9 protein-coding genes and 1 tRNA gene are annotated in these 12,707 nt (G+C 62.5%); 5 read left to right on the plus strand and 5 right to left on the minus strand.

Annotated elements, in window-relative coordinates:
• Positions 1-174 precede the first annotated feature (174 nt).
• On the minus strand, positions 175-825 hold the full coding sequence (locus tag VEJ16_06305) for a CGNR zinc finger domain-containing protein (GenBank protein HYB09262.1): 651 nt from the start codon (positions 823-825) through the stop codon (positions 175-177).
• Positions 826-975: 150 nt separating this feature from the next.
• Here VEJ16_06305 and VEJ16_06310 point away from each other — a divergent pair, with 150 nt between their 5' ends.
• Positions 976-1,839 carry an alpha/beta hydrolase gene (locus tag VEJ16_06310; GenBank protein ID HYB09263.1) on the plus strand — a complete coding sequence of 288 codons (864 nt, stop codon included), beginning with the start codon at positions 976-978 and terminating at the stop codon, positions 1,837-1,839.
• 20 nt (positions 1,840-1,859) lie between these two features.
• Here VEJ16_06310 and VEJ16_06315 read toward each other — a convergent pair whose 3' ends face one another.
• From VEJ16_06315 to VEJ16_06330, 4 genes are all read right to left on the minus strand, one after another.
• Positions 1,860-3,596 carry a thiamine pyrophosphate-binding protein gene (locus VEJ16_06315; GenBank protein HYB09264.1) on the minus strand — a complete coding sequence of 579 codons (1,737 nt, stop codon included), beginning with the start codon at positions 3,594-3,596 and terminating at the stop codon, positions 1,860-1,862.
• 39 nt (positions 3,597-3,635) lie between these two features.
• Positions 3,636-5,201, minus strand: a complete 1,566-nt coding sequence (locus VEJ16_06320; GenBank protein HYB09265.1) for an AMP-binding protein — start codon at positions 5,199-5,201, stop codon at positions 3,636-3,638.
• A gap of 357 nt (positions 5,202-5,558) precedes the next feature.
• Positions 5,559-5,948: an Imm70 family immunity protein gene (locus VEJ16_06325; GenBank protein ID HYB09266.1), complete on the minus strand. Its 390-nt coding sequence runs from the start codon at positions 5,946-5,948 to the stop codon at positions 5,559-5,561.
• 235 nt (positions 5,949-6,183) lie between these two features.
• Positions 6,184-6,260: transfer RNA gene (locus VEJ16_06330), tRNA-Arg, on the minus strand.
• A 188-nt stretch (positions 6,261-6,448) separates the two neighbouring features.
• Between VEJ16_06330 and VEJ16_06335 the strand changes: the two genes are divergently transcribed.
• The 4 genes from VEJ16_06335 to VEJ16_06350 form a co-directional block, all read left to right on the plus strand.
• Positions 6,449-8,212, plus strand: a complete 1,764-nt coding sequence (locus VEJ16_06335) for a PAS domain-containing sensor histidine kinase (GenBank protein HYB09267.1) — start codon at positions 6,449-6,451, stop codon at positions 8,210-8,212.
• A 97-nt stretch (positions 8,213-8,309) separates the two neighbouring features.
• Entirely contained in the window at positions 8,310-9,470 is a 1,161-nt protein-coding gene (locus tag VEJ16_06340; protein ID HYB09268.1) for a pyridoxal phosphate-dependent aminotransferase, read from the plus strand.
• A 90-nt stretch (positions 9,471-9,560) separates the two neighbouring features.
• Positions 9,561-10,505, plus strand: a complete 945-nt coding sequence (locus VEJ16_06345; protein ID HYB09269.1) for a patatin-like phospholipase family protein — start codon at positions 9,561-9,563, stop codon at positions 10,503-10,505.
• A 92-nt stretch (positions 10,506-10,597) separates the two neighbouring features.
• Positions 10,598-12,707, plus strand: a 2,110-nt coding sequence (locus tag VEJ16_06350) for a tetratricopeptide repeat protein (protein ID HYB09270.1), incomplete at its 3' end; no start/stop codon positions are given.

Below are 12,707 nucleotides of genomic sequence, written 5' to 3' on the forward strand. Positions count from 1 at the left end.
GTGGGGCCACGGGGTATAGAAAATGGAGAAAAGTTCAAGACTCTCTGAAATGAGCCTCCGCCCCCCTCCTTTCCGCGGGGGGACGGTAGCCGGGGGCACCGCCAGGCAATCGCCCCGTCTGCTTTTTTGAAGCTTAGCTGACGGTTCATCGCGGTCTACTTGCCAAAGTGTTTGCTAAGAATGCTGCCGCCCCCGCGCCCGGTACGCCGCTGCCTTTGCACGGTTGCCGCACACGGCCATGCTGCACCAGCGCCGTGCATGGCTCTTGCTCACGTCGAGGAACCAGAGCGTGCAGTCGGCCCGTTCGCATTTTCGCACGTAGGTGAAGTCCTTCCGGACGATGAAGTCGCCGATCGCGTCGAAGATCGGATAGATAAGCGACGTGGCGTCCTCCCACCGGCGCTTCGACCGCCAATGGAATGCGCAGGGCATGCTGTCGCCGCGCACCGATACGTCGCCGGGGAGTGTGCCTTCGATTTGCCGATAAGCCTTGTCGCTCGCGAGGATCTTGTTCAACGCCGCCAATTCCTCGGCGGATAGCCGTGCCAGCCGCTTGCCGGCATTCTTGTGAACGAAGGTTCGAAACCATTCACGAAAATGGCGCACGTCCGCCGCCACTTTATTGAGGGCGTGCGGGGTCTCGACGGCTCCGATTCGCGCCAATGCATTCACCGGCACGGCATTTACCTGCGCGAGCCACACGACAAGGTCGCGGCCATTCGCCAGCCATTCGATTTCCCGCCCCCATGGCGACGCAACGGTGTTGAGAAAATCGAGTGCCAGATCTCCGCCGACGAAAGACGGGGCGGGGCGCGGCTCGGCCATAAGCGATCTCCAATGGGCAGTCGTTCTGCTCTCCAATCTCCAGAACGGTAACCGGTAATATTCCCGTTGACAAGTTACACGCAATAAGTAACCTGACAAATGAAAAAATACCGGTTACAACTTGCGAACCTAATTTTCTAGGAGATGGAAATGACGGTCACATATCGCACCCAATCCGTGGACGGGCTCAAGATGTTCTATCGCGAGGCCGGCGATCCGAAGGCGCCGGCGCTCCTGCTGCTGCACGGCTTTCCCACGTCGTCGCACATGTATCGTGAACTCATCCCCGCTCTCGCCGACCGCTACCATCTGGTCGCGCCGGATCTGCCAGGGTTCGGCTACACCGATGCGCCGGATCGGGCCCAATTCAATTACAGCTTCGATCATCTGGCCGAGGTGACCGAACGGTTCACCGAGGTGATGGGCCTCGCGCACTTCGCCGTCTATGTTTTCGACTACGGCGCTCCCGTGGGCTTTCGCCTCGCCATTCGGCATCCCGAGCGAATCACCGCCATCATCTCCCAGAACGGCAATGCCTATCTCGAGGGCTTGAGCGAGGGGTGGAATCCGATCCAGGCTTACTGGAAAGACCCTTCGCCAAAAAACCGTGCGGTACTTCGCCAGTTCCTCACGCCGGAGACGACCCGGTGGCAGTACACCCACGGCGTGCCGACGCCGGAGCGGTTATCGCCGGACACCTGGACTCTCGACTCGGCCCTCCTCGCCCGGCCCGGCATTGAAGAAATCCAGCTCGACCTCTTCGGCGATTACAAGAGCAACGTGGCCCTCTATCCCAAATTCCAGGAATATTTCCGCACCCGGCGGCCACCTTTTCTTGCCGTCTGGGGCAAGAACGATCCGTTTTTCCTCCCGCCCGGCGCTCAAGCCTTCAAGCGCGACAACGCCGACGCGGAAGTCCATTTGCTCGATGCCGGCCATTTCGCGCTTGAGAGCAAGGGACCCGAGATCGTCGCGATCATCCGCGACTTCCTCGGCCGCAAGCTCGGGAAATAGAGCCGCACGAGGCCGTTGGCTTACCGTCGGCGACGTTGCTCGGCTTCGTCCCAAGCCGTGAGCGGCTGGTAATCGGGCACGAACCCAAGGCCCTTCGTGGCGTCCGACGAGACTGCGCGCTGGGATACGACGACATCGAGGAGGGCGGGTGCGTTTTCGAGTGCGCGCCGCAATGCAGGTTCGAGCATCTCCGGGTCCTCCACGCGCTCGCCATGAGCGCCGAGCGCGCGCGCCATGGCGGCATAGTCGGAGTGGCGGAGCGTGGTGCCGACGACGCGGCCGCCATAATTCTCCTGCTGGTCGTAGCGTTCGATGTTCCAAGCGGCGTTGTTGGCCACGATGAACACGGCTTTGGCGCCGTGGCGCACGGCGGTATCGATCTCCATCGCATTGATGCCGAAGGCGCCGTCGCCGTTGACGGAGATGACCTGGCGGCCCGGGAAGGCGAGGGCTGCCGCGACGGCGAACGGAACGCCGACGCCCAGGCATCCGAAGGCGCCTGCGTCCATGTAGGTGCGCGCCGACAGGCCGACCCGCGCAAAGCTCAGGATGTCGCCACCGTCGGCGATCGCGATGTAGTCGGGCTCGGCAGTGCGGGCGATGGCCTCGAAGATTCGGCTCGGATGCATTTTTCCATCGGACTCGAGCGCCGGTCCGCCGCCCTCGCGCGGCCGTAGGCGTTCGCGCTGGCGCCGCCGCATTCCCTCGGCCCACGCCTTGTCGATCTTCGGCGCGCGGTTTCCGGCGGCCTCCACCATGGTGTTGAGCGCCAGCTCGGGGTTTGCGAGAATTTCCGGCGCACCGCGCCGATTATCGATCAGCTCGCCCGCCGTGTCCGCGATGCGGACGAAGCGGGCGTTCGGAAAGACGGCCGGCGAGCCGTAGCCGAGCTGGTAGTCGAGTCGGCGCCCGACGACGAGGACGGCGTCTGCGTCCGTCATGATGGCGGCCCTGACCGCACCGGCGAATCCAGGATGATCGGAGGGGACGAGTCCGCGGCTCTCCTGGGTATCGAGATAGAAGGCCCCGCTTGCGTCGAGAAAGCGCACGAGTGCGGCGGCCGCCCCGCGCGCCCCTCGTCCGGTGATGACGACCGGGTGCTGAGCGGACCACAAAACGTCGACCGCTTCGGCGATCGCTGCGGGATCGGGATGGATGACGCGCCGCGGCTTCGGACGCATCCAGTCGTCGAGGACGAGGGCCGGTGCGATCTCCGCGCGCAGCACGTCGGTTGGAATCTCGAGATAAACGGGACCGGGCTCGCCGGCGTCTCCCGCGGCGCGCGCGAGCGATTCGTCGAGTTCGCGGATCACTTGGTCAGCGACCCTGGCAGTCCGCGCGGTTCTCGTCACGGGCCTCAGAAGCTCGACATGGGGAATGTCCTGAAGCGGGCCCATGTTAGCCTGGGGCCGTGAGGTGCATCCGCCGATCAGCAGCACGGGAACGCGGGCGAGCCACGCATTCGCCATCGCCGTCACGGTATTGGTGACACCGGGTCCCGCCGTCACCATCGCGACGCCGATCTGTCCCGTAAGCTCGCTATGCGCATGGGCCATGTGCACGGCAGCTCCCTCGTCGCGCACATCGACGATGCGGATGCCGGCACGGGCGACATGATCCCAGATTGGTTGGATATGTCCGCCTTGCAATCCGAAAATCCGATCGACGCCACGCCGCTTCAGGAACCGTGCAATCCATGCGGCACAGCTATTCTCGCCAGCACCGAGATCCGTCGCTGACGTCTTGACCTCGTTCATCGTCCCTCCTTCTCCCTGTCGCTGTGCAGCCTTCGCTTTTCAGTTTCCGACGGTCTCGGCCATCCTGTTCTTCAGGATCCGATGCTGAACCTTGCCAGTCGCGGTGCGCGGCATTTCATTGTCCGGGATGAAGGCGATGGAGCGCGGGCGCTTGTATCCTGCCATCCGCTCGCGGCACCAGGCGAGAAGCTCGGCTTCCACCGCCATCGCACCGTCGCGCAGCACGACCACACCGTGCACCCGCTCCCCCCATTTCGCATCCGGCACGCCGATCACCGCGACGTCCTTCACGGCCGGATGGGCGATGAGCACCGCCTCGATTTCCGAGGGGTAGACGTTCTCGCCCCCGCTGATGATCATGTTGCTCTTGCGGTCGACGAGGAAGTAATAGCCGTCCGGGTCCCGCCGCGCCAGATCGCCGACCGTGCAATAGTCTCCCCGAAAGGACTCGCGCGTCTTCTCGGGCAACTTCCAGTACCCGTCGAACGCATAGGGCGTTTGCGAGTAAAGCTCGCCGACCTCGCCGTCCGGCACTTCCTGTCCGTTTCCGTCGAGGAGCTTGATCGGCCCGCTGCCCACGCATTCCCGGCCGACGGAGCCGAGCTTGGTGAATTGTTCGTCGGGATGAAGCATGGTGACCCAGCCGGCCTCGGTCGAACCGTAGAGTTCGAAAAGGCCCGAGTTCCGGAAATAGGCCATGATCGCGCGCTTGGTGTCTTGGCGTGCCGGTGCTGACGAAATCATGAGCTTCCTGACCTTGCCGGTCTCGCACGACTCGCGGATGGAGGCGGGAAGATCGAGCATCATGACGTACTGGGTCGGCACGAGCGAGGTGAAGCTTTCCCCGCCTGCCGAAATGGTGCGCAGGAAATGCTCGGGGTCGAAGCTCTTGCGGCTGTAGACCGAGCAAGCCCCGCCGCAAAAGGTCAGGGTCGAGGCGAAATAGAGGGAGTTCGCGTGACACATCGGCATCGCGAGGAGGGCTGCGTCGGTGCGGCTGAAGCCAAGCTCGACGGCGGTTGTGAGGGATAGGAGAGTGCCGGCGCCATGGCTGCGGATCGCACCCTTGGGCGCACCTGTGGTCCCCGAGGTGTACATGAGCATCCAGGGATCGTCCTCGCGCACCTCGGCATCGGGCTCGCTATCGCGCGCTCTCTCTATGATCGCCTCGTAAGCGGCATAGCCCGCCGGGGTGGTGAAGCCGCCGAAATGAATGAATGTTTGGCACTCGACCGGTAGATCCTTCCGAATCTCCTCGATCGGGCCAAGCAGGTCGTCTTGAACGATCAGGGCCCGGGCCTCGCAATTCTCAACGATGTAGCGGATCTCCCGGCCAACCAGCCGGAAGTTGACGGGGACTGCGACCAGGCCCGCTTTTGCCGCCGCCGCGTAGATTTCCATCCACTCGACGCAGTTATAAGCAAATACCGCAACGCGATCGCCTTTACGCAAACCCATGCCCAATAGCGCGTTCGCAAGGCGGCAGGCGCGCGCATTCCACGCGCGAAACGTCATCGATCGCGAGAGATCGCGCGCACCAAGTCCCTCGGGATTGAGGCGCGCGTGCGTGCGCAGCACGTCACCCAGATTCAAAAGCGGACCCATCTCACTCCAATCTGCAGAATGCGCGGCAGTCGAATCCCCGAGCCCAAGAATGCCTCGCCCCTCCCTCGTCGGCAACCCGGCGTGGTGGGGGTAATTGCGATTTGGAACTTGAGCACGCTCGCCACGATTTACCGCAATCCACGCGGCGCACTCAAAGTGCTAAGGTGGTGAGGTCGGGGAAATTCGAGGCCGCGATGAATACCGAATTTGCGAACCCCGCGTCAGCAACTCGGTGACGGCATTGATCTTGCCGTGGGAGCCAGCGGTGCGAACATGGTCAATTTCTGGGTGTAGCCGAGGCGGTTTGCGCGAGTGAGGCTCTGCGAAAGGTGTAAACGTAAAAAAGAGATAATCGCCTCAATAATTTACGACCGCCACCGGGCCGTCCTCGGTCACGGCGGCTTCCAATATCTCCTGGACCGTCGCGAACACGTCCCATCCGGTCGAGGTGACGAAATAATTGGAGAGGTCGGTGATCGCGCTGGCTATGTCGTCACCCCAAGGGGGCCTCTTCGAGCGATCCTCGATATCCCAGACTAGCCGCCTAACGGGCAGGCGCGAAAGCTCGGCGCGTGCCTGTTGCAATTCCTGTAGTGCGCCGGCAGCGTCGACCTGTGCAAGCTCGCCTTGATAGAGCTTCCGCATCAACAGCGGGGAGCGAGTTCTCCAGGCATCCGGTTCAAAATTGGCTGAGATGGTCGAGAAGAATGCGTGGAAGAAATCGGCGGCCCCGATCTCATCTATGATGCTGCTCTATGATTCTGCCCAGCTTCAATCCAATCGCCACCTGATCGCCTCAAGATGATGATGTTCGCGCGCTCAAGGGCCCCATGCGACCGCTCGACGATCTTGACGATCATGCTGTTGAGATAGGCACGCGAAACCATCTGACCGCGAACGTCAATATGCATATTCTGGGTGGTGTCGGAAGGGACATACTCCGCTCGGCTGACCGCCCGACCGGAAACGTTGCGGACTAGCTTGGCGCGCCCGAAGGGATTCGAACCCCTGACCTTTGCCTCCGGAGGGCAACGCTCTATCCAGCTGAGCTACGGGCGCATTTAAGCGGTCATTGAACAGGCTACTCTTTACTTCATCCGCCCGTTCAATGCAAAGGGGTGCGAGCCTCCGGGGCGCCAACGCGCATTATTAGCCGTTAGAGCAATTGTAATCTCCGGGGCAATCTACATATTTTTGGGCGCGCATCGCCCGTGCAACGCACGCGTCATAGGACTGAGGGTTTCGCCGTGGCCAAGGAAACTGCCCTCGCGACGATCGCGGGTCTGATCGACGTTTTGCCCGGCGCTTATGCTGTGCTCGATGGGGACGGCGTTTGCATTGCCGCAACGGCTGGCTTTTGCGCTCTCCTCGGGAGGGCGCGGTCGGAGGTGATCGATGCGAGACTAGAGCTGCAAGCGCATTGGACAGTGCGCCCGTTCTCTCCCGACTCCAATCGGGCCTGGCGCCTCGTCGATCCCGGGGACGGTATGACGCGAGATCGCACGGGGTCCGACGATAATTTGCTGACGACAATCGTGAATGCGCTGCCCGTGATGATCAACGGCAAGGACATCGAGTCGCGCTATCTCTACATGAATCGCTTTCAGGCCGCTCACTACGGCGTGGCGCCGGCCGATGCGCTCGGGCGCTCCGCCGAGGACATCCTGGGTCCGGGCTACGGAAGCTACACGCGCGAGCTCGATCGGCGTGCGATCGCAACCGGCAAACCGCTTTCCTTTTATGACGAAAACTATCCCGGCGCTGATGGCGTGGCGCGCGACTGGCTGACGACGAAGGCGCCGATGCGAGATGACCGTGGGGTGATCTTCGGCGTCGCCACCGTCGCGACCGAAATCTCGCAACGCAAGGAGCTCGAAGTCAAGCTGCACGAGGCGGAGCGGGACTATCGTAGCCTCTTCAGCAATGCGATCGACGGAATATTCCGCGCAAGCATCGATGGCCGTCTCCTACGGGCAAATCCGGCACTCGTGGAGCTGAACGGTTACGACTCCGAGGCGGAAATGCTGGCAAGTGTCGGCAACCTCGCGACCGAATGGTATGTGGACCCGACCCGGCGCGACGAGTTCATGCGGCTTCTTCACCGGCACGGCTTCGTGACCAACTTCGTGTCGGAAGTCTATCGCCACAAGACGCGGGAGAAAATCTGGGTATCCGAGAATGCCCGTCTTATTCGTGACTGCGAGGGACGCCCGTTGTTCTATGAAGGAACGGTGCGTGACATCACCGAACTTCGCCGTGCCGAGGAGGCATTGCGCACTGCCATGTCGGAGGTGGAAGCCGCAAGCCGTGCGAAGTCGTACTTCCTCGCGAACATCAGCCACGAACTGCGCACGCCGCTGAACGCGATCATCGGATTCTCGGAAATCATGCAAAACCAGTTGGTGGGACCGATCGAGAATCCGACCTACCTCGGTTACGCAAGGGACATATTTGAGAGCGGCACGCATCTTCTCGGCTTGATCAACGAAATCCTCGATCTCTCCAAGGCGGAGGCGGGCCGCATGGAGATCAACGATGAAGTCGTCGATGTCCCCGTTCTCGTGGAGCGATGCATGGCGACCCTTCGGCCCCAGGCCGAAAAGACACGCGTCAGCATGCACAGCACGATGTCCGGCGAACTCCCAACACTTCTGGCGGACCGCGCAAGGCTGCGGCAAATCCTCGTCAACCTTCTGTCGAATGCCGTCAAATTCACGCCGGAGGGCGGAAAGGTCACGGTCACGGCCTTCATCGACGCGGATCGCCGGTTCGCCATTTCGGTTGCCGACACCGGGATCGGCATGTCGCCCGAGCAGATTCCGATCGCTCTCGAACCCTTCCGCCAGATCGACAACGCGCTCAATCGGGCGCATGGTGGGACGGGATTGGGGCTGCCGCTTTCGAAGCGGCTCATCGAATTGCACGGCGGCACGTTCGAGATCGAAAGCAGTCCCGGGCAGGGAACGACCGTGACGATCCGTTTTCCGCAAACGCGAGTCAGGCATCGCTGAGCGCGATCGGGATCGAGTCCGAGTACCGTATTTTACGCCGCGAGCCGACGGCGCTGGAGAGGCGTCGAAATCCTCATTTCAATCGGAGTCGTCCGCCATGAGACCATCACGGCTTGCGGGCATGTCGGGGATCGGGGTCGACCGCATGGGTGCGCGCGCCGATTCCATGATCGGAAGGGATTTCCTGCGCCTCGAGAATCTGGACACCGATATCCCGCCCCACGCGTCCGTGCTGGCGGCGAGCAGAGCCGCGATCGCGGAGGACAAGAACAACAGCTATCTGCCGTTCGTCGGGCAAACGCGCCTTCGCAACGTGGCGGCGGCCCATGCCTCGCGCCTGTCCGGCGTGCAATACGAAGGATCGAGGAACGTCATCATCTCGGCGGGTGGGCTCTCGGGTATTCTCAATGTGCTCCTCACCATCGTGGAGCCGGGCGACGAAGTCATCCTCACCGACCCCACTTACATCGGATTGATCAACCGCGTGCGCTTGGCCGGCGGGGCGCCGAGGCTCGTTCCCTTCGTCAAGGATGGTCGCGATTGGGCGTTCGATCGCGACGCCCTGAGGAAGGTCGTCACGAAAAAGACGCGCGCATTTCTGTTGATGAGCCCGTCCATGCCGTCGGGCGCTTGCCTGACACGCGCGGATTGGGAGGCCGTGGCCGAAATCGCGCGCGAGCGCGCGCTTTGGGTCGTGAACGACGCGGCGATGGAGCGGATCCTCTTCGACGGGCGCAAGGTCATCAATCCCGCAAGCCTCCCGGGGATGGCCGATCTTACCGTGACGGTCGGTGCTGCCTCGAAAGAACTCCGAATGATCGGCTGGCGAGTCGGATGGATCGTAGCACCCGAGCGCCTTCTGCCCGATCTTGCCCTTGTGTCGATTGGCAATGTCGTAACACCCGTCGGCATTGCGCAGGACGCGGTCGCGACGGCACTCGAGCTCGGCGACGAGGATGTCGATCGCGCAACGGCGATCTGGCAAGCTCGACGCGACCTCATCCTCGCCGAGATGACTCAATTGCCGGCCATGCGCCCCGCGGGCGGCTGGTCGCTCCTCGTCGATGCCGCCGAGATCGGCATGTCGGGAGCGGAACTGTCCGAGCTCTTGTTCGAGAAGGCCCGGATCGCCGCGACCCCGATGACCGGTTGGGGCGAGGTCAATGGTGCACGGTTCCTGCGCTTCGTCTTCGCGAATGAGTCCGTCGAGCGGCTCGCGGGAATTGGCGAAAGGATCCGCACTTCCCTTGGCCTTTGATCGAGGTCCCGATGGTGTCGCCCACCCGGGGTGGTTACGAAGCACCATCGTCCCCATTTTAGATGGAGGATTCCGTCGCGGGCAGATGCCATGAGTGGTTCGAGGATTCCGATTGGAATAGCCCTCGGCAGCGGGATTGCCCGCGGCTGGGCGCATATTGGCGTATTGCGCGGCCTTGAGCGCCTTGGCATCGAGCCCGACATCGTGTGCGGCACCTCGATAGGTGCGCTCATCGGAGGCGTTTATCTTGGCGAGGGGCTCGACCGTCTCGAGGTGTGGGCGCGCGAACTGAACAGGCTCAAGATGACGCGCCTGTTCGATTTTCAGATCGGACGCGGCGGCCTCATCGCGGGGCGGCGAATCATGCAGATCTTCGACGAGGAACTTCACGCCGTCATGATCGAGGATTTGCCCGCCAGATTTGCCTGCGTTTGCACCGATCTCGATACCGGACACGAAGTCTGGCTCCAAAGGGGAAAGCTGCTCGAAGCCGTGCGGGCGTCCTATGCGCTCCCCGGCCTGTTTCCGCCAGTCAAGATCGACGGCAGATGGTTACTCGATGGAGCGCTTGTCAATCCGATCCCCGTGTCGATGTGCCGTGCACTCGGCGCGCGCCTCGTCATCGCGGTCAATCTCAACGCCGACCTCTTCGATACGGCCTCGCTCGGAACGGCAAGGGAACTCGAAGCGGCGGACGAGAACGCAATCATCACGCGGCTGAGGAATTTGCCGGGTGCCGATATGATGCGGCAGCTCTTCAGCCATCGAACCGATGAACCGAGCGTGCTGAGCGTGATGACACGATCGCTTCACTTCCTCCAGGATCGGATCAGCCGCGCGCGGCTCGCGGGCGATCCTCCCGATGTGACCATTGCGCCGAAGATTGGGCGGATTGGCATCCTTCAGTTCGATCGCGCCGCCGAGAGTATCGAAGCCGGCGAGGAAGCCGTGCGGCAAGCAGCCCCTGTGCTCGAAGAAGCGCTGCAGCGCTATGCCGGGCAAGGTGCTGGCAGTTATGCCCGCCGCGAGGATTGACGCTTCTGCCCCGGTGCGGCCTCGTGCTAAAGCAATCCAAGTCGCGGGCCCCCCTTTGGATCTCCACAAAGTCGCTGCCGGTACGCTCACCCATGAACCGCAAGGAACGACGTGCTGGGAAAGTCGAGAAGGAAGCGAGCCATGCTCGCGGTCGTCCGCCTGTTTCCGATCCGGCACAAGCATTCGATGCGGCCCTGGCGCATTTCCATGCGGGCAGACTCGACGATGCAGATTCGGTTTTCGAGGCGCTTACGAAGCGGTATCCGGACAAGGCAGCACCTTGGCACCTGCGCGGCCTTGTGCGGCTTCGCAAAGACGAGCCCGGTGCCGCGCGCAGCTTCCTCGAACGCGCGGTCGCCTGCGATCCCGAACTCGCACAGGCGCACAGCGATCTCGGGGCTGCGCTGCAGCTCGAAGGGCGGCTCGAGGAGGCAGCGGCGAGCTACAAACGGGCCGTCGCATTGAATCCCGGGCTTGCGCAGGCACACTGCAATCTCGGCATTACGCTTCACACTCTTGGCGATCGCGATGGGGCGATCGAGTCTTACAGACGTGCGCTGATCGCGAACTCCAACTATGTGAAGGCCCTCGTCAACCTCGGTGCGGCGCTGGAGGAAGCCGGGGATACCGATGAGGCGATGAGCCATTTGAGGCGGGCGGTCGCGCTCGATCCCTCCCACGCCGGGGCGTATTTTAGCCTCGGCAATTCGCTGCGATCGAAGAACCGCGATGACGAGGCCCTGGCCGCCTACCGGCAGGCGGTGGCGATTTGGCCGGATCATATCGAGGCTCGCATGAGCCTTGGAAGGCTCCTCCTGCAGCTTGGCAGGCCCGACGAGGCGAGCGTGATCTACCGGGGAATCGTCGAGCGCTTACCCGAACACGGCGAAGCCTATGGCGGCTTGGGCGTAGCACTCAGGGATCTCGGCCGCACAGCCGAAGCGGCCGAAGCATTCGAGCATGCGGTAAGGCTGCTACCGGAAAACGGCGAGGCTTGGAGCAATCTCGGTCTCATCCGCTGGCAGGAAGGACGACTCGACGAAGCGGTCGAGAATCTCGAAAAGGCGATTTCGCTAAGGCCGGACCTAGTCGGCGCCTATAGCAATCTGAGCTTGATTCAGGCGGATCGCGGGAGGTTGGCGGAAGCCGTTCAACGCCTGGAGCGCGCGCTTGAGATCGAGCCCAGTCATTCGACCGCACGCAGCAATCGACTCTGGCTGATGAATTTCGATGATGCGGTGTCGGGTGAAGCGATGCTCGCAGCACACCGCCTTTGGGAGAAGCACTATGTGCTGCCAAGCGGCTGGCGATGGAACGCACATACGAACGACCCCGATCCGAGCCGCCGCCTCAGAATCGGTTACGTCTCGCCCGATTTCCGAAGGCATTCTGTCAGCTATTTTGCAGCCCCCCTGATCAACGCGCATGACCGCCGCCAAGTGGAGGTGACGTTATACGCGAACGTATCGCAGTCCGACGCCATGACCGAGCGTCTGATGGGGGCGGCGGATCGTTGGCGCACGGTCGTGGGCGTTTCCAATACACAAGCGGCCGAGCTTATCCGGCGAGACGGCATCGATATCCTTGTCGACCTTGCGGGGCACACGAACCTCGGCCGCCTCGACATTTTTGCGCTGAAGCCGGCCCCGGTTCAGGTTACCTGGCTCGGTTATCCCAACACGACCGGGCTCAGCGCCATCGATTACCGGATCACGGATTCGATTGCCGATCCCGAAGTCGAGGCCGATCGTCACCATGTCGAGCGCCTTGTTCGCCTGCCCCACGGATTTCTTTGCTATGAAGCCATCGCAAGTGCTGGCGACGTTGGGCCGCCGCCCTCGCTCCAGGCCGGCTTCGTTACGTTTGCGTCCTTCAACAACGTTTCAAAAATGAACGCGTCCGTGGTTGCATGCTGGGCGCAGCTTTTGGCCGCCGTGCCCGAGGCGCGCCTCCTGCTCAAGGCGAAGCCGCTTCGCGACGCCGCCTTGCGGGACTTCTATCGTGCGCAATTCGCGGCGGCGGGTGCCGATCCTTCACGCATCGAATTGGCATCTTGGGCTGCCGATTCGGCGGATCATTTGGCATATTACCGGCGCGTGGACGTGGCCCTCGATCCGTTTCCCTATAACGGGACGACCACAACGTGCGAAGCGCTCTGGATGGGCGTACCTGTCGTCACCCTGCGGGGGGCGCGCCATTCGG

It is taken from the genome of Alphaproteobacteria bacterium, assembly GCA_035625915.1.
In the GTDB taxonomy this organism is placed as follows: Bacteria; Pseudomonadota; Alphaproteobacteria; order JACZXZ01; family JACZXZ01; genus DATDHA01.

Excerpts from the sequence above, each read along its gene's own strand:
- VEJ16_06345 (HYB09269.1), top strand. The coding sequence starts at position 9,561 with ATGAGTGGTTCGAGGATTCCGATTGGAATAGCCCTCGGCAGCGGGATT.
- VEJ16_06310 (HYB09263.1), top strand. The coding sequence starts at position 976 with ATGACGGTCACATATCGCACCCAATCCGTGGACGGGCTCAAGATGTTC.
- VEJ16_06305 (HYB09262.1), bottom strand. The coding sequence starts at position 825 with ATGGCCGAGCCGCGCCCCGCCCCGTCTTTCGTCGGCGGAGATCTGGCA.
- VEJ16_06340 (HYB09268.1), top strand. The coding sequence starts at position 8,310 with ATGAGACCATCACGGCTTGCGGGCATGTCGGGGATCGGGGTCGACCGC.
- VEJ16_06320 (HYB09265.1), bottom strand. The coding sequence starts at position 5,201 with ATGGGTCCGCTTTTGAATCTGGGTGACGTGCTGCGCACGCACGCGCGC.
- VEJ16_06315 (HYB09264.1), bottom strand. The coding sequence starts at position 3,596 with ATGAACGAGGTCAAGACGTCAGCGACGGATCTCGGTGCTGGCGAGAAT.